Here is a 17,871-nt window from a genome sequence, read left to right as displayed (position 1 = left end):
TCGTTGGTAGAAGACTGCCCGGCCGACTTAACCGCGGTGTCCGCCGACTGTCACAGGCCTGTCACAGCGACTCCCGCGGGGCGCCCGTGCGATCCCTTGGACCCGACGGTCGAACTCCGAACGGTCGATGGGACAGAATGAGCCCGTGCCTTTCCTGTTGCTGATCGAGGACGACGACGCCATCCGCACGGCCCTCGAACTCTCCCTGTCTCGCCAGGGCCACCGTGTGGCCACCGCGGCGACGGGCGAGGACGGCCTGAAACTGCTGCGCGAGCAGCGGCCGGACCTGATCGTGCTGGACGTCATGCTGCCCGGGATCGACGGCTTCGAGGTGTGCCGGCGGATCCGCCGCACCGACCAGCTGCCGATCATCCTGCTGACCGCCCGCAGCGACGACATCGATGTCGTCGTGGGCCTGGAGTCCGGCGCCGACGACTACGTCGTCAAGCCCGTCCAGGGCCGGGTGCTCGACGCCCGCATCCGGGCCGTCCTGCGCCGCGGCGAACGGGAGGCCAGCGACTCCGCCGTGTTCGGTTCCCTGGTCATCGACCGGGCCGCCATGACGGTCACCAAGAACGGCGAGGACCTCCAGCTCACCCCGACCGAGCTGCGGCTGCTGCTGGAGCTCAGCCGCCGGCCCGGCCAGGCGCTCTCGCGCCAGCAGCTGCTGCGCCTGGTCTGGGAGCACGACTACCTCGGCGACTCCCGGCTCGTGGACGCCTGCGTGCAGCGGCTGCGGGCCAAGGTCGAGGAAGTGCCCTCCTCGCCCACCCTCATCCGGACCGTCCGGGGAGTCGGCTACCGGCTGGACTCGCCGCAGTGATCAAAGCCCTGTTCGCGGGCCGGCGCTGGACCAGCCTGCGGCTGCGGCTCCTGATGGTGTTCTCCCTGGTCGCGCTGGTGGCCGCCGTGTCCGCGTCCGGGATCGCGTACTGGCTCAACCGCGAGGCCGTGCTCACCCGTACCCAGGACGCCGCCCTCGGCGACTTCCGCCAGGAGATGCAGAACCGGGCCGCGGCGCTGCCCGCCGACCCGACGCCCGAGGAGATGCAGCGCACCGCCGAGCTGATGGCGGGCAGCAGCCCCGGCTACAGCGTGCTGCTGGTCGACGAGCAGGGCGGCCGCAAGGTGTTCGGCGCGGCCGGTCCCGACTCCTTCGGGCTGGACGACGTACCGGGCTCGCTGCAACGCGCCGTGAACGACCGGCAGAAGGCGACGGCCGCGAACGACGCCGAGTACCACGTGTACTGGCAGCGGACGAAGCCGCGCGGCAACCCGTACCTGGTGGGCGGCACGCGGATCGTGGGCGGCGGGCCCACCGGCTACATGTACAAGTCGCTGGCGCAGGAGCGGGACGACCTGAACGCGCTCGGCTGGTCGCTGACCATCGCGACGGGCCTCGCGCTGCTCGGGTCCGCGCTGCTGGCGCAGGCGGCGGCCCGTACGGTGCTCAAGCCGGTCCAGCGGCTGGGGGACGCGGCGCGGCGGCTCGGCGAGGGCGAGCTGGACCACCGGCTGGAGGTGTCGGGTACGGACGAACTGGCCGACCTGTCGCACACGTTCAACAAGACGGCGGAGGCGCTGGAGAAGAAGGTCGCCGACATGAGCGCCCGCGAGGAGGCCAGCCGGCGCTTCGTCGCGGACATGTCGCACGAACTGCGCACTCCGCTGACGGCGCTGACGGCGGTCGCCGAGGTGCTGGAGGAGGAGGTCGAGTACCTCGATCCGATGGTCGCGCCCGCGGTCGGGCTGGTGGTCAGCGAGACCCGGCGGCTGAACGTGCTGGTGGAGAACCTGATGGAGGTCACCCGCTTCGACGCGGGGACGGCCAAGCTGGTCCTGGACGACGTGGACGTCGCCGACCAGGTCACGGCCTGCATCGACGCGCGGGCATGGCTCGACGCGGTCGAACTGGACGCGGAGCGGGGCATCGTGGCGCGGCTCGACCCGCGCCGGCTCGACGTCATCCTCGCCAACCTGATCGGCAACGCGCTCAAGCACGGCGGCTCGCCGGTACGGGTGTCGGTGGTCGTCGAGGGCGAGTGGCTGGTGATCGCGGTCCAGGACAACGGGCCGGGCATCCCCGAGGAGGTGCTGCCGCACGTCTTCGACCGGTTCTACAAGGCCAGCGCCTCGCGGCCGAAGTCGGACGGCAGCGGGCTGGGCCTGTCGATCGCCGTGGAGAACGCGCACATCCACGGGGGAGAGATCACCGCGGCCAACGGGCCCGGGGGCGGTGCGCTGTTCACGCTGCGGCTGCCGGTGGACGTGGGAAAGGTGATCGCCGGTGAAGCGGACGCGTAGGGCCGGGGCGGTACTCCTCGTACTGCTGACCTCGGCGTGCGGGATCAGGGCGACGACGGTACCGGTGGACGTCGGCGCGGCGCCCTCGCGGGTGTCGTGCGACACGCCGCAGCCGCAGAGCGGGGTGCAGGGCTTCCGGGCCACGGTGGAGCTGGTGTGCGGATCGCAGCTGGTCGGCGTGGAACGGGTGGTGCCCGTACCGGAGCAGAAGCCGGTACGGGACCCGGTGGTGCTGGTGGCCGAGGCGCTGCTGGAGGCGCTGGAGCGGGAGCCGTCGGCGCAGGAGCGGGACGCCGGGTTCACGACCGGGGTCCCGGGCGGGCTGACGGTCGCCCCGGCGCGGGCGGGCGACCCGGCGGGGACGATACGGATCAGCCGGAAGCCCGAGGACCTGCCGCCGGTGGCGCTGTCGCAGGTGGTGTGCACGCTGGCCGGCAGCGAGGCCGTCTCGGCGGGCCCGGGCCCGGTCGTCCTGGGCGGCCCGGACACGGACCCGCCGCGCGCGTGGGAGTGCACGGAGGCGGTCCGCTCCCGCCCCGAGTCGGTCCCCACGCTGGGCGAACTCGTCCGCCCGACGCCGACCCCGGCGCCCTCGGCTTCCCGTTAGGCGGCTTCCCGCCAGACGGCTAGGCCGCTAGCCCGCCTGCGCCGCGAGTTCGCCCAGGACGCGGGCCGCCGGCGCCGGGTCGACCAGCCACTTCAGGTGGCTGCCTTCGAGGGTGCGGACGTCGTACGGGTTCTGCGGCGTCAGCGCGTTGCCCTCGCGGATCAGCCGGTCCTGCAGGGCGAGCGGAAGGCTCGCGTCGCCGGCCAGGCGGACGTAGGTCTTCGGGATGCGGCCCCAGGTCCCGGCCTGCGCCCGGTCGTCAGAGGTGCCGGTGTCCAGGTTCTCGTCGGGCTGGAAGGTGTTGAGGAAGGCCAGGAACTCCTCCTCGGTGCCGTCGGCGAGGAAGGCGGCCTTGAAGGCCGCGAGGGCGTCCGGGTCCGCGGTGCGGAAGTTGACGCGGAGCAGGCCGAGTTCGGCCGGGTTGCCGGCCAGCGCCAGGCCCAGGGCGGCGGAGTCGACCGAGGCCATCTCCGGCTCGGCGTAGTAGTCGCCGACCGGGAGATCGACGGGGCACCAGGCCGAGACGTACACGATGCGGTCGATCAGGTCGGGCCGCGCGTTGGCCGCGACCGTGGCCGTCATGCCGCCGCGGCTGTGCGAGACGAGGATCACCGGCCCGTTCCGCTTGGCCCGTTCCAGGATCCCTATCAGGTGCGCGGCGTTGTCGGCGAGCGTGACGCCCTTGATCGAGCCGGGCGCCGCGGCGAGGCCCGCGGGGTCCTGCGGCGTCTGGTAGGCGCGGGTGTAGGTCGCCGCGAAACCGTGGCCGGGCAGGTCGACGGCGACCGAACGGTGCCCCAGGAGGCCGAGTTCGGCCTGGAGCGGTGCGAAGGCGAAGGAGTTGGAGAAGGCTCCGTGAACCAGTACGAAAGTCGGCTGCATGGGGCCCAACCTAATGATCATCAAGCCGGGGTGGCAACGATCGGTGCGTGCGGACGCGGCCCGTCGCGCGTACGTCCCGGCAACGCCGACGGCCCCCCGGGCCGGAGCTCGGGGGGCCGTCGCGGGGCGGGTGCCGGCCGGGCCGTGTCCGGCCCCCTAGATCCCGGCGGCCGCCGACAGGTCCTTCTTGATCGCGTCCAGGATCTCCTGGCCGCGCACGCGGGCCGCCGTCAGGTCGGAGGCCTCGGCCACCGGGACCACGACCTCCAGGTAGCACTTCAGCTTGGGCTCCGTGCCCGACGGGCGCACGATCACCCGGGCCTTGTAGTCGCCCTCCAGGTAGTAGCGCAGGCCGTCCGTCGGCGGCAGCGCCTCCGTGCCCCGGGTCAGGTCCTCGGCGGACGCGACCCGCAGGCCCGCCAGCGCCACCGGCGGCTGCGCCCGCAGCGCGGCCATCGCGTCGGCGATGACCGACAGGTCCTCCACGCGGACCGACAGCTGGTCGGTGTGGTGCAGGCCGTGCTCCATCGCCAGGTCGTCCAGCAGGTCGGTCAGCGTACGGCCCTGCTCCTTGAGCTTCGAGGCCAGCTCCGCCACCAGCAGGGCGGCCGTGATGCCGTCCTTGTCGCGGACGCCCTCGGGGTCGACGCAGTAGCCCAGCGCCTCCTCGTAGCCGTACCGCAGGCCCTCGACGCGGGCGATCCACTTGAAGCCCGTCAGGGTCTCCTCGTAGCCGACGCCCGCGGCCTCGGCGATCCGGCCCAGGAGGGAGGACGACACGATGGACTCGGCGAAGACGCCCGTCGCGCCCTTGTGGACCAGGTGGGCCGCCAGCAGCGCGCCGACCTCGTCGCCGCGGAGCATGCGCCAGCCGTCCGCGGTGGGGACGGCCACCGCGCAGCGGTCGGCGTCGGGGTCGTTCGCGATCACGATGTCGGGCTGGACCTCGGCGGCCTTGGCGAAGGCCAGGTCCATCGCGCCCGGCTCCTCCGGGTTGGGGAAGGCCACCGTCGGGAAGGCCGGGTCCGGCTCCGCCTGCTCGGCGACCAGCACCGGCTCCGGGAAGCCGGCCCGGGCGAAGGCAGCCAGGAGGACGTCCTTGCCGACGCCGTGCATGGCCGTGTAGACCGTCCGCACGCCCCGGGGGGAGCCGGGGGTCAGGACGGCGTCCGTACGGGCCAGGTAGGCCTCCAGGACCTCATCGCCGAGCTCCTCCCAGCCGGACTCCGGACGGGGGACCGAGGCGAGGGTCTCCACGCGCGCGATCTCCGCCGCGATCTCGACGTCCGCGGGGGAGACGATCTGCGAGCCGTCGCCGAGGTAGACCTTGTAACCGTTGTCCCGGGGCGGGTTGTGGCTCGCGGTCACCTCGACGCCGGCGACGGCACCCAGGTGCCGTATGGCGTACGCGAGGACCGGCGTCGGCAGCGGTCGGGGCAGGACGGCCGCGCGCAGGCCCGCGCCGGTCATCACGGCGGCGGTGTCGCGGGCGAAGTCCGCGGACTTGTACCGGGCGTCGTAGCCGACGACGACCAGGCCGCCGGCGTGGCCCTGGGCCTTGAGATAGGCCGCGAGGCCGGCCGCCGCCCGGATGACCACGGAGCGGTTCATCCGCATCGGGCCCGCGCCGATCTCGCCGCGCAGCCCGGCCGTGCCGAACTGCAGGGTGCCGGAGAACCGGTCCGCGAGCTCGGTGACGTCCCCGGCTTCGACGAGCGCGGCGAGTTCCGCCGCCGTCTGCGGGTCCGGGTCCTCCGCCAGCCAGGTCCGCGCCCGGGTGATCAGGTCGTCCTGTTCCTGCACTGCCACTGCTTCCGCCTTGTCTCTCGTACGGTGCCGATGCCTCGGGTGCCGGCTCAGATGCGGGCGAGGACCTGCGTCAGCAGCTTGCCCATGCGCGCGGCCGAGTCACGGCCGGCCTGGAGCACCTCTTCGTGGTTCAGCGGCTCGCCGGAGATGCCCGCCGCCAGGTTGGTGACCAGGGAGATGCCGAGCACCTCGGCGCCGGCCTCGCGGGCGGCGATGGCCTCCAGCACGGTGGACATGCCGACGAGGTCGGCGCCCATGACGCGGATCATGTTGATCTCGGCCGGGGTCTCGTAGTGCGGGCCGGGGAACTGGACGTAGACGCCCTCTTCGAGGGTCTCGTCGATCTCCTTGCACATCGCGCGCAGGCGCGGCGAGTACAGGTCGGTCAGGTCCACGAAGTTCGCGCCGACGATCGGCGAGGTGGCCGTCAGGTTGAGGTGGTCGCTGATCAGGACGGGCTGGCCGGGCTTCATGCCCTCGCGCAGGCCGCCGCAGCCGTTGGTCAGGACGACGGTCTTGCAGCCGGCGGCGACGGCGGTGCGCACGCCGTGGGCGACGGCGGCTACGCCGCGGCCCTCGTAGTAGTGGGTCCGGCCGAGGAAGACCAGGGCGCGCTTGTCGCCGATCTTGTACGAGCGGATCTTGCCGCCGTGGCCCTCGACCGCGGCGGGCGGGAAGCCCGGCAGCTCGGTGACGGGGAACTCGGCCTCGGGGGCGCCCAGCGCCTCTGCGGCGGGGGCCCAGCCGGAGCCCATGACGAGGGCGACATCGTGGGATTCGGCGCCGGTCAGCTCACGCAGGCGGGCGGCTGCGGCGGTGGCGTCGGCGAAGGGGTCGGTAACAGATGCGTTCACGCAGACGAGCGTAACCGAGCATTGCCTACGCGCGTAGATGGCGCAGCTCACGGTGTTCGGATCGTTGCCTTGTCGTTTCCGCCGAAATGCCCCCCGGGATTCACCCCCCGGCCCGCGGCCGTCAGGGGGACCCGCGCCGTCAGGGGGGGGGGCTCGCCTCGCCCGGCGGGGACGCTCGCGCAGTCGGTCGGGCCCATGGCGCGGTCGGTCGGGCGCTCGCGCGGTCGGCCGGGAGGCTAGCGCGGTCGGTCGGGACGCTCGCGCGGTCAGCAGGGGCGCTTGCGCAGTTCCATCACGTAGTCGTGCGGGGCCCCGGCCGATTCGGCCGCGTCGGCGATCTCGCCGAGGTAGCGCGCCGAGGGCAGGCCGCCCTCGTACCCGTTCAGCACGTAGCACCACGCCGGCTCCTCGCCGTCCAGCGTGTGGACGCGGATCCGCATCCGCCGGTAGATGTCGAGCCCGACGCCCTCCCACCGGTCCATCGAGTCCTCGTCCAGCGGCGCGATGTCGTACAGGGCGACGAACACCTGGTGGCGCGGGGCCTCGACGATCGTGGCCAGGGCGCCCTCCCAGCCCATCTGCTCGCCGCCGAAGGTCAGCCGCCAGTCGTTGATCCAGCCCGTGCCGCGCAGCGGCGAATGCGGAGCGCGGCGCGTCATCAGCCGCGGGTCGAGGTTGCCGGCGTACGCGGCGTAGAGCGACATGAGGTCGAGGGTACGGGAGGGGCGGGGCGGGCCGCGTGCCCGGCCGTCCTCACGGATGGCCGGACCGGGGGAGAAGCACCTTGAAGCGTGCGGGACAATGGGGCACGGAATGCATCCCCCGGGGAGACCCCCGGAAGCCCCGGCCGGGGCGGCAGCCGGCCGGGTAGACGTGAGGCGGAGTTTTCGTGACCCGGATCGTGATCATCGGCGGCGGACCCGGCGGGTATGAGGCGGCCCTCGTGGGGGCCCAGCTCGGCGCGGAGGTGACCGTCGTCGACTGCGACGGCCTCGGTGGCGCGTCCGTCCTCACCGACTGCGTACCTTCCAAGACCCTCATCGCGACCGCCGAGGTCATGACGACCTTCGACTCGTCGTACGAGGAGCTCGGCATCGTCGTGGCCGACGACACCCCGCACATCGAGCAGGCCGCGCGCGTCGTCGGCGTGGACCTCGGCAAGGTGAACCGGCGCGTCAAGCGCCTCGCGCTCGCCCAGTCGCACGACATCACCGCCTCCGTCACCCGGGCCGGCGCCCGCGTCGTACGGGGCCGCGGCAAGCTGGGCGGCCCGCAGGGCATCGACGGCACGCGCGACGTCATCGTCACCGCCGCCGACGGCACCGAGACGATCCTGACGGCCGACGCCGTGCTGATCGCGACCGGCGGCCACCCCCGCGAGATCCCCGACGCCATGCCCGACGGCGAGCGGATCCTGAACTGGACCCAGGTCTACGACCTCGACGAGCTCCCCGAGGAGCTCATCGTGGTCGGCTCCGGCGTCACCGGTGCCGAGTTCGCCGGTGCGTACCAGGCCCTCGGCTCCCGCGTCACGCTGATCTCCTCGCGCGACCGCGTGCTGCCCGGCGAGGACCCGGACGCGGCGGCCGTGCTGGAGGACGTCTTCCGGCGCCGCGGCATGAACGTCGTGGGCCGCTCGCGCGCCGAGTCCGCCAAGCGGGTCGGCGACCGCGTCGAGGTCACGCTGTCCGACGGCCGGGTCATCACCGGTACGCACTGTCTGATGGCGGTCGGCGCGATCCCGAACACCAAGGACATGAACCTGGAGGAGTCCGGGGTCCGGCTCAAGGAGTCCGGGCACATCTGGACCGACAAGGTCTCCCGTACGTCGGCGCCGGGCGTGTACGCGGCCGGCGACGTGACCGGGATCTTCGCGCTGGCCTCCGTCGCGGCCATGCAGGGCCGCATCGCGATGTACCACTTCCTCGGCGACGCGGTGGCCCCGCTGAACCTCAAGACGGTCTCGTCGAACGTCTTCACCGACCCGGAGATCGCCACTGTCGGTTACACCCAGGCCGACGTGGACTCCGGGAAGATCGACGCCCGTGTCGTGAAGCTGCCCCTCCTGCGCAACGCGCGCGCCAAGATGCAGGGGATCCGGGACGGGTTCGTGAAGCTGTTCTGCCGTCCGGGCACCGGAATCGTGGTCGGCGGCGTGGTGGTCTCCCCGCGGGCGAGCGAGCTGATCCACCCGATCTCGATCGCAGTCGACAACAACCTGACCGTCGAGCAGATCGCAAACGCGTTCACGGTGTACCCCTCGCTGTCGGGTTCGATCGCCGAGGTGGCGCGGCAGCTGCACACGCGCAAGGCGGCCGGCGAGGTCTGAGCACGGCAACCGCCCCACGTCAGGGGGGACTTGGGGCGGGCTCCGGGGCGGTGGAGTGACGTTCACTCAACCGCCTCGCCGCGTATACCACTAGTCGCCCTGTTTTATGGACAACTTCGGTATTCCGGCGCAAGGAGCTGAAACAAGACGGTCGTTGGGGTTACTGTCAGTTTCGTGTTCGCTGCAGAACGTCGCCAATTGATTCTCGAAATGGTGCGGGCCAACGGAGCGGTGTCGCTCCGGGAGCTCGCCCGCGTCGTCCAGACCTCCGAAGTGACCGTACGGCGGGACGTGCGGGCACTGGAGGCCGAAGGACTCCTCGACCGCCGGCACGGCGGTGCGGTGCTGCCGGGCGGTTTCACCCGCGAATCCGGCTTCCCGCAAAAGTCCCATCTCGCGACGGCGGAGAAGACCGCCATCGCCGATGTCGCGGCCTCCCTCGTCGAAGAGGGCGAGGCCGTCGTCGTCGGCGCGGGCACCACGACCCAGGAGCTGGCCCGCCGGCTCGCCCGGGTGCCCGGCCTGACCGTCGTCACCAACTCGCTGCTGGTCGCCCAGGCCCTGGCCCACGCCAACCGGGTGGAGGTGGTGATGACGGGCGGCACCCTCCGCGGCTCCAACTACGCGCTGGTCGGCAGCGGGGCGGAGCAGTCCCTCCAGGGGCTGCGGGTCTCCCGGGCCTTCCTGTCGGGCAGCGGTCTGACCGCGGAACGCGGTCTGTCCACGTCCAACATGCTGAGCGCGAGCGTGGACCGGGCCCTGGTCCAGGCGGCGGCGGAGGTGGTGGTCCTCGCGGACCACACCAAGCTGGGCACCGACACCATGTTCCAGACGGTGCCGACCGACGTGATGACCCGCCTGGTCACGGACGAGCCGCCGCCGCACGACGACCGCGCGGCCACGGAGCTCCAGGCCCTCGCGGACCAGGGCGTCCAGATCACGATCGCCGGAGCCGTGGCCCCCGGCGGCGCGGGCGAGGGCATGGCGGGCCGCCGCCCGCGCCGGGAGTCCCCCCTCCCGGTCCAGCGCCGGGGCGCCCACCAACTCCGCAGCACGGCCCCCCTCCCGGACCCCCAGCCGGGAGACCGCGACCGAGCAAGGGTGGCGGACCTCCGGCGGCGGTGACCACCGTCCGTTCTGTCGCCTCGGAGGGGCGGGACAGCGAAAACGCCCGGCCGGAGGAAACCCCGGCCGGGCGCTTCAGTTGACGAGCTCGTCAGTCAGAGAATCTCACCGTGTCGCCCACGGCGGGATGATCTCTTCGGTAATCGGAATCCTCTGAGGCCAGTGGACTCATGGACCCGTAGGGCAGATCGAATTCAGCCCAGTACAGCCGTGAGGCGATGATGTAGTCCTCCGTGGAGTCCGCCTTCAAGAAGAACACGGAATCATCCGCACGAATCCTTCCGATCCTGGCCGCGAGGGCCTGGCGTTCGGAAGCGCTGGCCCGGTGAACCCGTACGGTCCCGACGTCCTTGCCGCAGGAGATCCTCTCGACGCCCGCGAAGAGCAGGTCGAGGACCCTCGTGGGTGCCCCGCCCGGGGCGTCGTCATCGGGTTCGGGGAAGCCGCGGACGACCGCATAGGTATGACCGTGGCGGTAGTCGATCAGGCTGAATTCCCGATCGTCGATTATGTCGGGTTCGGCTCGGAGGAGGTTCATTTCACCACCTTGTACGCGTCGGCCCTTCGATTCCAGCGATAGAAGTCGACCTTGTCCATCAGGCCTGCCTCATGGATTTGGATCAATTCCCATTGGGTATGCATCGCGCCCCCCTTTGACCCTGCCGCCTCAAGGGCCTTCTTGAGTGCAGCGGCCGGACCCTGCTTACCGCCGTCCAACCCGTCCAGCAGGAAGGATATCTTGCCCTCTCCGCTCGCGACGTTGGCGATGGCCTTGTGGACCTCGTTCCGCCACTCGGACGAGAGGGCGCCCATGAGGTGCCTGGCGCCGATCGCTTCGGCGAACTCCTTGACGTTGGCTTCCTTGGTGTCACGACCAAGTGCTACGTGATCGCAATTGTGGACCAGGATCGGACTGGCTCCAGCGAGCACGTAGTAAGTGTGCTCACGGGCGACCGTGAGGTTGCGGACCTTCTGGTACTGGTCCCAGCGCTTGACCTCGGTGACCTGGACCCAGGTTCCGGACGAGGTCCGAAGCCAGTCGCCGGCCGTGAGATCGGTCGCCTGCAGCCACCTGTCCAGACTCGGCGCCCAGAACGGGTGGCCGTCCGTCGCGGTCAGCTTTTCGGACGCGTCACCGCTCTCGCCGTCCGTGTCGATCGTGATCTCGACGAGCTTCTTCTCGCCCTCGCCGATGATCTGCGCGACGACCGGCTGGGCCGTGGTGGCCCCGGACTCCGGATCGGTCGCCACGACCTCGTCGCCGATGGCAACGTCCTCGATGGGCTTGGAGGAGCCGTCGGCCAGCAGGACTTCGGTGCCGGGGACGAAGCTGTTGCAGGTTTCGCCCTGCTCGGAGCCGCCGCTGTCCGTCTCCTTGGCCTTTGACTTCTTCGGAGCGTCACCCTTCTTCGCCTCTGCGGACTTCGAAGCCTTGCCGTCGCCGTCGGCCTTCTTCGCCTTCGTCGCGGAGGACTTGCCCTGCCTGGCTGCTGTGGCCTTGGCCTCGTCGGCCTTTTTTGCAGCTGCGGCTGCTGCCTCCTGCACCCTTCTTCGGGCCGCTGCTGCCTCTTCCTCCAGTTTTCTCGCGCGTTCGGCGGCCTCCTCTATCTGCCGTTTCCACTCGGCCAGGTCCTCGGCATACTTGGCCATCGCCTGCTGGTAACGCTCGACTCGCCTGAGGATGTCCCGGGCGAGGGCGAGCTTGTGCGACCAGCTGTTGAAGGCATCCCAGGCTCGATCCAGCGCCTTGAGGATGCGCTTGGCGCGGCCGGCGAACGGCAGTGCCGCATCCAGGGCGAGGCCGGCGCACGCGCCCCAGTCGCCGCCCAGGCAGTCACGGATGTCGTTGTATCCCGATGCGTCCTTCAGGATTCCCATCGCGACTTCGAGCGCGATGTCCAGCGCGCTCTTGCCCTGGATCATGTTCGCCCAGGCCGCCTCGGCGTCCGAGAAGTCCTTGATCGGCATCACAGGCGGCGCGATCGACAGACCACTCGGGTCGCTGAACGTCACCGGCGAGTTGTTCGCGTAGGCGTACGGGTTCATCTGCTTGGGCTCGTTGAAGTCGAGCACCGGGTCGACCGACAGGAACCGGCCCGTCGCAGGGTCGTACTCGCGAGCACCCAGATGGACGAGGCCAGTGGACTCGTCGAGTTCACCGCCGACGAAGTTCGCCTTGCCCGGCCATATGGACGGGGTCGTTCCGCGGGCTTCCCCGTACGGCGTGAACTTGCGGCGGGTGACCGCCATGGTGGTGGTGTCCACGGCCGTGGTCGCCGTGCCGTTTTGGTCGCCCATCAGGTACGACGTCGTGATGACGCCGTCCTTGGCCGTCTTAACCATCGTCGCGCCGGCTGGGTGGGCGTAGTAGCGCGTGGTCTCCAGTTTGCCCGCGGCCGTGAGCTTGACTTCTGTGCCCGGCAAGTACAGCGTCGTGCCGGACGGCTCACGCTTGATCAGTCGGTTGCCACCGGCGTCGTAGACGAACTCGGTCGTCTCGGAGCCCTTGACTACCCTCGCCAGCTTGCCCGAGGCATCCCACTCCAGGTTCTGCGTGTTCCCCTGGATCGTGCGGGACTTGGTGTTGCCCGCTTCGTCGAACCCGTAGGACTCGGTACGGGAGCCGCCCGGCCCGGTGGTGTCGACCTTCTTCAGACCGTTGGCGCCGGCCTGACCGGGAGTGCCGTACGTGTAGGTGCGAACGACGTCCTTGGTCAGGTCACCGGTCGGGGAGTGCTGGACCTCCTTGGTGCGATTGCCCGCAGCATCGAAGCTGTACGAGCTCCAGTACGCGCTCGGGCCGCCCACCTTGGGTTTCGAGTCGGGACCGGACGCGCCTGGCTGGGCCGCGCAGTCGTCCGTCGAGGTCCACGCCTCGTTCATGCGGCGCAGGTAGTCGTATGCGAAGCACTGGGTGTCGGTGGTCGCGGAGGCCTCCGGGCCCTCCTTGTCCGTGATCTTCAGGATGTTGCCGACCGCGTCGTACTCGTACGACGTGTCATTGATCCGGCTGGGTGCCTTCTCCTTGTCGTTCACCGTCCGAGTGAGGCGGCGAGTCTGCTCGTCGTAGAAGTTCGTCGAGTAGACCTGGGATCCGGCCGGGCCGGCCTCCGTGCGCAACACGTCACCCATGGGCGAGTAGTCGACGCTACCGACGAAGGTCTTTCCCTGGATGCCCATGATGGTGGGCAGCTCGAGATGGTTGTACTTCATGCTGGTGGTCTCGGACGGCAGCCCGCCCACGGCAGGCTGACTCGTCCATGCCATCAGACCGGTGTTCGGCCGGTACCCACTGCCGAAGCTGTACGAACCTGCGAGTGCGCCCTCCGAGTCGGGGATGGTGATCTTCGTCCCCGTCGGGCGGTACTCGCTGTCGTAGCCGGTCACCTCCTGCGTGTAGGCCTTGCCATTGACGTAGCGCGTCGAGGCGACCGGCAGGCCGACGGCACCCGGAAGGGTGTCGAAGGTGGTTGACATCAGCGTCGGACCAGTCAGCGACCCCTCATGGGTGGCCACGACACGGCCCAGCCCGTCGTATTCGGGAGCGATGACCTTGCCGCGGGCGTCGGTGACGGTAGCAACCCGGTCGCCTTGGCCGTACGTCATCGTCGTCGTGCCCTTGTCAGGGTCCGTCTGCTTGGTCTGGCGACCGCGGATGTCGTACTCGAAGCCCCACTTGTCGCCCGCCTGGTTGACGACCGACTCAAGCGCACCGCGCTGGTTGTACGCGTACGTCGTCTTGTCGTACGCCCCCGTCGGCGAGTCCGAGCGGAAGAAGCGCAGCTCCGTCTTGCGGCCCGCGCCGTCCAGGAAGGCCCGGGTCGGGGTCTCGCCCTTCGGCGGGTCGACGGTGATGTTGTCGCCGCCGTACGAGGTGGTCGTACGCGAGGTTTCCTCGCCGAACTTGCGCGAGATCTGCGCGGTCGAGCGGCCGGAGCCGTCGTACTCGGTCACCGTCGAGGACGGGACCTCGTTGTCCTTGGGTTCCCACTGGACGCCGGAAGGAGCACCGGCCGTGTAGTAGGCGCCGTTGGACTTCCAGACCTGGCCGAGGCTGTTGTAGAAGGTGTCGGTGATGAGCCGACCGCCTCCGAGGGCCTCCATCTGGGTCTGGCGGATGCGCAGGCTGCTGTCGTAGATGTCGTAGCTGGTGCGGTAGGTGCCGTCGTCCAGCAGGCTCTTGTTGCTGATGACGACCGGACCGTCGGTGCGGACGTCGTACGAGAACTCGCCGTCCGGGGACTTCGAGAGCGGGTCTCGGTCCGGGGACCAGACCTTGAGGAGCCGGCCGAGGCCGTCGTACTCCATGACCTGGCGGCGGCCGTTGGTGTCCTGCTTGGCCAGGACCGAACCGCGGCCCTGGTCGGTCTCCGTCGTCTCGGTGTGACCCGCGGAGTTGGTGGAGACGACCTTGGTGACGATCTGCCCCGAAGCGGGGGTGTAGTCGACCTTGGAGGTCTTGCCGAAGACGTCGGTGGTCGTCTTCATGCGGCCGTACGCGTCGAAGGTCGCGCTGCCGTCCGTCTGGTAGACCGGGGTGGACCCGTTGTAGCCGGACAGCGACTCGGTGGACTTCAGGTTGCCCGCCGCGTCGTAGTACATCCGCGCGTCCGCAGTGACATCCGCCGGGCGCTGCACGTTGGTGGCGTCACACGCCTTCGCCACCGTCTCCACCCGCTTCTGGCGGGCGATGATCCAGCGGGTCTGGTCCTCGTCGTACTCGTAGCGGGTGCAGCTGTCGTCCGACGGGTCGGCGACGTCGCCCAGGTTCGACACCGACTGGGCGAAGCCCCGGTTGTCGTACGTCGTGCTCATCGCCGTACGCCGCCAGCCGCGGCCCTCCGACAGGAGGATGCGGGAGTTGACGCCCGTCGTCTGCTGGACGAAGGACTGCTGGGGTTCGATGTCCTCCTCCGGCACGGCGCCCTTGCGCAGGCGCGTCGCCGTCGGGCCGTACAGCCACGGGGTGTACGTCGTCGCCGCTTCGAGCGCGCCGCCCTCGCCGTTGTACGCCAGGACCTCGCGGGTCTGGCCGGCGTAGAGGCGGTGGTCCGCTATCTCGTTGCCCTCGGAGTCCTTGACCTTGACCGACTTCTTGCCGCCCGAGGGGGAGAGCCGGTCGCCGTCGAGGCCCCGGAAGAACAGCGTCTCCGTCATGGAGCGCTTGTCGGGGGCCTGGCCGATGAAGGTGCGTACCTTCTCGTAGCCGCGCCACTGGGACCAGGTGCGCGTCTTGGGACGCATCATCTCGGTCTCGTCGTCGTACGCCCACGCGGGGTTGCCGAGGAACTCGTACTCGGTGCGCCGCGTCGGGGAGTTGCCGTTGCGGTCCTCTTCCTGGACCCAGTCGACGACGTACTTGTGGAACCAGTCGGTGACGTAGAGCTTCTTCTCGTGCTGCGGATCGGTCGGGTCCGGGATCTCGGAGATCACCGGGTAGCAGCGGAGGGTGTTCGACTCGGGCGAGGTCGGCATGACGCGCGGGTTGGCCGCGCGGCACTCCGGGTCCTTGTAGTGGGCCAGGATCGTCGAGCCGGTCTCGCTGTCGATCGCCTCGATGCGGTAGCGCAGGTACGGCGGCTTGCCGTCGGCGGCGCCGTCCACGCGGTTGGGCAGCTGCTTGCCGCGGAACTTCACCGGCGGCAGCGCCGTGTCCATGCCGTTCTTGCCCGTGTGCTTGATCTCGCCCAGCCACAGCGGGTAGTCCGTGCCGTCGCCGGTCATCGGGAAGTCCTGGGTCAGCTTCCAGGAGTCCACCGGCTTGCGGGCGGTGCCGTTCCACACCGAGGTGCTGACCTCGGTCAGGCGCTTGCGGGTGAAGAAGGTCGGCGTGAACCGGCCCTTGCACTCCTCGCCTGCGGCGCAGAGCTGGTCACCGGGGGTGTCGGGCCAGTTCTTCGCGATGTCCCAGGCGACCTCCGGCTTCAGCTTCGCCGGGTCGCAGTCGAAGGAGGACGTGACCAGGCAGCGCTCGGCGACGGCGAAGTTCACCTGGGCCGGGGCCTCGGCGAACAGGTTGTCGCTGCGCAGACCGTACGAGATGTGGTCCAGCCAGCCGGAACGGTCGTACGCCCGGGCGGTCGAACCGCCCGCGATCTTGTAGTTCGAGCCGTAGTGGTTGACCTCCTTCTGGTACCAGTAGGTCATCGCGTTGCCGCGCGGGTCGACCACGTAGTCGAGGTTCCAGCGGTACGCCTGGTCGCACACCGCGTCGGCGAACGTCGCGTTGTAGCAGGGCTCACCGGGCTGGTTGCCGTAGACCGGGACGTTCCAGGTGGAGTTGGTGACGGGCTTGCCCGTCGTCCAGCCCGGGACCCTGTTCAGACCGAAGTAGAACTGGATGCCCTGGGGGTTGGTGAACCGCCAGTGGTCACCCTCCTTGTCGCCGTTCGAGGCGCCCTGGAGCAGCTCGATGCGCGAGCCGTCGTCCTTCGCCGGCCGCCACTTCTTCGTGGTGTCGTCGAGGACGAGCTGGGTGGAGCCGCCGTTCAGCGACATGGTGACCATCGGTGCGCCGTGGCACAGGTCGCCGGTGTCGTCCTTCGGGTTGTTGAAGCCCGACCCGGCCTTCTTGTCCTGGCTGCACGGGACGTAGCCCCGCTCGATGTAGTTCGAGGCCAGGTCCCAGCCGTCGCCGACCCACGAGGTCTGCTGCGCGGAGGCCGAGGTACGGCCGTCGATCTGGGCGCTGGAGTAGCCCAGGGAGAGCGAGGGGCTCGGACCGCCCAGCGAGGCGGGGATGTCCAGCGGGTAGGACCAGGAGAAGTCACCCGCCGAGCCGCCGGCCTGCCAGGCGCCCGAGGGGTTCAGGGAAGTGGCCTTGAACGTGCCGTTCGCGCCGTCGGCGCCCGGGCTCGCGGCCAGCATCATGCCCTGGCTGCCCGCGGCGGCCGCGAAGACCGCGGTGTTCGCGGTGTTCGCGGCCGACAGGTTCATGTCGGCCTTGTCCGACGGGACGGCCGACTGGGCGGGGGCGGAGGGCGAGGGCGCCGTGAACGTGGCGACGAGCTTGCCGGTCACCGGGTCGTTCTTCGTGGTGACCGGGATGCTGCCCTTGCACTCCGGCTTGTTCGGCGTCGTCACCGCGCAGGCGGGAACGGCCGTGAACCGGAGCCGGGAACCCCAGCTGCCGCCGTACGCGTTCTTGAACGCGTCGTAGTCGAGCTCGACGGAGACGGGCGCCGCGGCCTTGCCCGTGTCGGTGCGCTTCACGTTCAGCAGAAGGCTGTTCGCCAGGCCGGCCTTCTTGGCCGCCGTCTGGTCGAGCAGGTCGACCTTCAGCTTCACCTGCTCGGCGGGCGCGTCGGCCGCGAGGCTCTGCGGGGCGGCGCCGGCCTTGGCACCGGCCTTGGGGCCCGCTGCCGACGAGGCCGGGAGCGCGGCGACCGTCACCGGGAGGGTGCCCGCCTTGACGGGGTTGCCCGGGGCCTTGGACGGGCCCAGGGCGAATGCCCCCGCCGCGCCCTGGGGGGCCGACTTCAGACTGACGACCGGCGGTGCGGACGCGTCAGGCAGGGCGATTTCCGCCGAACCCGCCTTCGGCCAGGCGATCTTCGGCGCGGAGGACTTCCACGCCTTCTTCTGCGACTCGGCGGGGCCCGCTGCGGGCTTGCCGGTGACGGGTGCTCCGCCGACCTTCGTGAGCTTCTGCAGCCCCGGCTTCTTCAGGTCGGAACCGGCCGCCATGGCGGGGGTGGCCGTGAGGCCGGCGGTCAGCATGCTGAGCGCCAGCACCGGTATCGGCCACCGCCAGACACGCCTCAGAGGCGCACGCAAAGCGTGCGCCTGGGATCTCTTCAAAATTCGAACACTCCAAGTCGTCGCGCGCGACGGTTCGGTCCACCGCGCTCATGGGCAACGGCGCTGAACTTAACAAGGGAGTGCGCGGTGCGTCGAAGTCTTCTGGGGTCCCTATAAGCGGAATATTGGCGTCCGGGTGCAGGTCAGCGAGTTGCGAAAAG

Annotated in this window: 11 protein-coding genes; 5 read left to right on the top strand and 6 right to left on the bottom strand. The window is 70.3% G+C overall.

Annotated elements, in window-relative coordinates; all coding sequences use genetic code 11:
* Window positions 1–145: 145 nt before the first annotated feature.
* Genes afsQ1 through CP980_RS12875 form a run of 3 tightly spaced genes read left to right on the top strand, consistent with a single transcriptional unit; the run spans window position 146 to window position 2,911 of the window.
* On the top strand, window positions 146–823 hold the full coding sequence (afsQ1, locus tag CP980_RS12885; protein ID WP_180291024.1) for a two-component system response regulator AfsQ1: 678 nt from the start codon (window positions 146–148) through the stop codon (window positions 821–823).
* Between the two features lie 53 nt (window positions 824–876).
* Window positions 877–2,304, top strand: a complete 1,428-nt coding sequence (locus CP980_RS12880) for a sensor histidine kinase (RefSeq protein WP_229906966.1) — start codon at window positions 877–879, stop codon at window positions 2,302–2,304.
* Window positions 2,288–2,911 carry a hypothetical protein gene (locus CP980_RS12875; protein WP_132756253.1) on the top strand — a complete coding sequence of 208 codons (624 nt, stop codon included), beginning with the start codon at window positions 2,288–2,290 and terminating at the stop codon, window positions 2,909–2,911. The genes CP980_RS12880 and CP980_RS12875 overlap by 17 nt, the downstream gene beginning before the upstream one ends.
* Window positions 2,912–2,938: 27 nt before the next feature.
* Here CP980_RS12875 and CP980_RS12870 read toward each other — a convergent pair whose 3' ends face one another.
* From CP980_RS12870 to CP980_RS12855, 4 genes are all read right to left on the bottom strand, one after another.
* Window positions 2,939–3,793, bottom strand: a complete 855-nt coding sequence (locus CP980_RS12870) for an alpha/beta hydrolase (RefSeq protein ID WP_150528215.1) — start codon at window positions 3,791–3,793, stop codon at window positions 2,939–2,941.
* A 156-nt stretch (window positions 3,794–3,949) separates the two neighbouring features.
* Window positions 3,950–5,596, bottom strand: a complete 1,647-nt coding sequence (locus CP980_RS12865) for a phospho-sugar mutase (protein ID WP_150530210.1) — start codon at window positions 5,594–5,596, stop codon at window positions 3,950–3,952.
* 53 nt (window positions 5,597–5,649) lie between these two features.
* On the bottom strand, window positions 5,650–6,456 hold the full coding sequence (locus CP980_RS12860) for a purine-nucleoside phosphorylase (RefSeq protein WP_099889795.1): 807 nt from the start codon (window positions 6,454–6,456) through the stop codon (window positions 5,650–5,652).
* A gap of 266 nt (window positions 6,457–6,722) precedes the next feature.
* Window positions 6,723–7,160, bottom strand: a complete 438-nt coding sequence (locus CP980_RS12855) for a gamma-glutamylcyclotransferase family protein (RefSeq protein ID WP_030865395.1) — start codon at window positions 7,158–7,160, stop codon at window positions 6,723–6,725.
* Window positions 7,161–7,345: 185 nt separating this feature from the next.
* On the opposite strand from CP980_RS12855, the gene CP980_RS12850 reads away from it, so the two are divergent.
* A complete protein-coding gene (locus CP980_RS12850; protein WP_048475853.1) occupies window positions 7,346–8,785 on the top strand; it encodes an NAD(P)H-quinone dehydrogenase in 1,440 nt (479 codons plus the stop codon).
* A 174-nt stretch (window positions 8,786–8,959) separates the two neighbouring features.
* A complete protein-coding gene (locus CP980_RS12845) occupies window positions 8,960–9,910 on the top strand; it encodes a DeoR/GlpR family DNA-binding transcription regulator (protein WP_132756257.1) in 951 nt (316 codons plus the stop codon).
* 91 nt (window positions 9,911–10,001) lie between these two features.
* On the opposite strand, the gene CP980_RS12840 is transcribed toward CP980_RS12845, so the two are convergent.
* Together CP980_RS12840 and CP980_RS12835 are read right to left on the bottom strand one after the other, a co-directional pair.
* Entirely contained in the window at window positions 10,002–10,448 is a 447-nt protein-coding gene (locus tag CP980_RS12840; RefSeq protein ID WP_150528214.1) for a hypothetical protein, read from the bottom strand.
* The gene (locus CP980_RS12835; RefSeq protein ID WP_167535826.1) at window positions 10,445–17,644 is read right to left on the bottom strand and encodes an RHS repeat-associated core domain-containing protein; all 7,200 of its coding nucleotides are present in this window, start codon (window positions 17,642–17,644) and stop codon (window positions 10,445–10,447) included. Before CP980_RS12835 ends, CP980_RS12840 begins: the two co-directional genes overlap by 4 nt.
* Window positions 17,645–17,871: the final 227 nt, after the last annotated feature.

The sequence above is a fragment of the Streptomyces vinaceus genome (assembly GCF_008704935.1).
GTDB lineage: Bacteria > Actinomycetota > Actinomycetes > Streptomycetales > Streptomycetaceae > Streptomyces > Streptomyces vinaceus.
The sequence above is the reverse complement of the archived record's forward strand: the minus strand, read 5'-3'. Positions and strand labels throughout refer to the sequence as shown.